This is a genomic window from Pseudomonas sp. GL-RE-26 (assembly GCF_019956275.1).
Taxonomy (GTDB): Bacteria; Pseudomonadota; Gammaproteobacteria; order Pseudomonadales; family Pseudomonadaceae; genus Aquipseudomonas; species Aquipseudomonas grandcourensis.
In genome coordinates, this window is the sequence record NZ_JAHBDI010000074.1 from 1 (window position 1) to 1472 (window position 1472).

General features: G+C 64.1%; 1 pseudogene. It reads right to left on the minus strand.

Annotation, left to right across the window (positions count from 1 at the left end):
- Positions 1–1472 (minus strand): annotated as a pseudogene (locus KGB07_RS26580) (sugar-binding protein); the annotation flags it as partial.

Below are 1472 nucleotides of genomic sequence, written 5' to 3' on the forward strand. Positions count from 1 at the left end.
TGCTGAGTGACCGGGCGGCCGTGCAGGAACGCATCGCCGGGCAGTTCGTGGTAGCTGCGCCGGGTCTCTTGCAGGAGCGTTTCGTTGCTGCCATCGAGGTGCACCAGGGTCTCGCTCTCGATCGCCAGCCAGTCTTGCAGGCCGCTGCCGGTCAACGGCTTGTGCGCGGCGTAGCGCAAGCGCGTGCGCAGCGTCGGGGCACCCGCCGCGCCGTCGGGCGAAGGCGTCATCACGGTGTCTTTGAGGTTGCGCACAAAACGGTCTGGCGGGCAACCGTCCTCGCCCGCCTTGGGGTAGTAGGTGTAGGTGGTCTTGATGCCGTTGGGCTCGACCTGTTCGGTCTGGTTGCCATACCCGTCGTAGGCGGTCAGGGCGACTTCGTCGCGGTACTGGGTGGCGTCGTTGGCCATCTCCCAGCTGGTGGTGACTTTCCTTGGCAACTGGAATTGCGCGACCTGCTGCTCGAACGGGATGTCCTGGGCGTAGTACTCGGTCTTGATCCGTTTGACGCACTGTTGCTGGGTGGTTTTTTCTTCGGTCAGCAAGTGGAAACGGTTGAAGGTGCGCTCGACCTGGCGGACCACCGTGGTGCCATCCATCAGGCTGGCGACGCAGCCGTACTCATAGCTGGACGCCACCTTGTACAACGGGTCCATGCCGTCTTCCCAACTGACGCTGGCCCCGGCCCCGAGGAAATTACGGGCCGTGTAGCTGTAGTCGACCTGGATCGTCGGCTGGTCGAAGCCGGGGTAGCTGCGATGGCGGGTGACCCGTGGCAGGTTGGGACGGCTGATACCGCCGGGATAAGGGTGCCCGGTGTCGCTGTAGTCGATGGTTTCCCGACCGCCGACCGGCGTCTTGACTTCGTGCAGGCACAGAATGCCGCGGATCGGCCCGTTGCCATAAGCAAAGCGCCAGGACGCTTTGTCGGCGGTGGGCAAGACGACGCTGGTGACCCAGCCGCTGGCGTTGAGGTTCATTTCGTAACGCGCCAGCGGACCGCCGCCGGGGCCGTCGTTGGGGCGGGCGAGCACTTCCACCCGGGTATCGTTGGGGCGGTTGATGCGCAGCAATTCGCCCTGGGCATCGCTGATGCTTTGCAGGCGCTGGCCACCGCGAAAAGACGCATACACCAGTGTGATGAGATGGCCGCTCGCCGAGTAGATCTCGACGGGCAAGGCCACCCGGTCATTGCTGCTGCCGCCAACCTGCAGCACCTCGACCAGCCCGGACTTGTGCAGCACGCGGTAGCGGTCATTGCCCAGGTTTTCGAAATGGAAGCTGTCGAGTTTCTTTTCCTTGATGTCCGGGGTGGCGCCGCTACCGGTGACCTTGTACGTCTCCCCGGTGCTCAGGGCCAGGATGCTGTCATGGGGGGTGAACTGCGTGAGATTGAGGTTCCAGCCCAGGCCATAGCCGGAGTCCAGGGTATTGATCGGGTTGAAGCCAAGGCTCACGGGAAACGCCGGGCC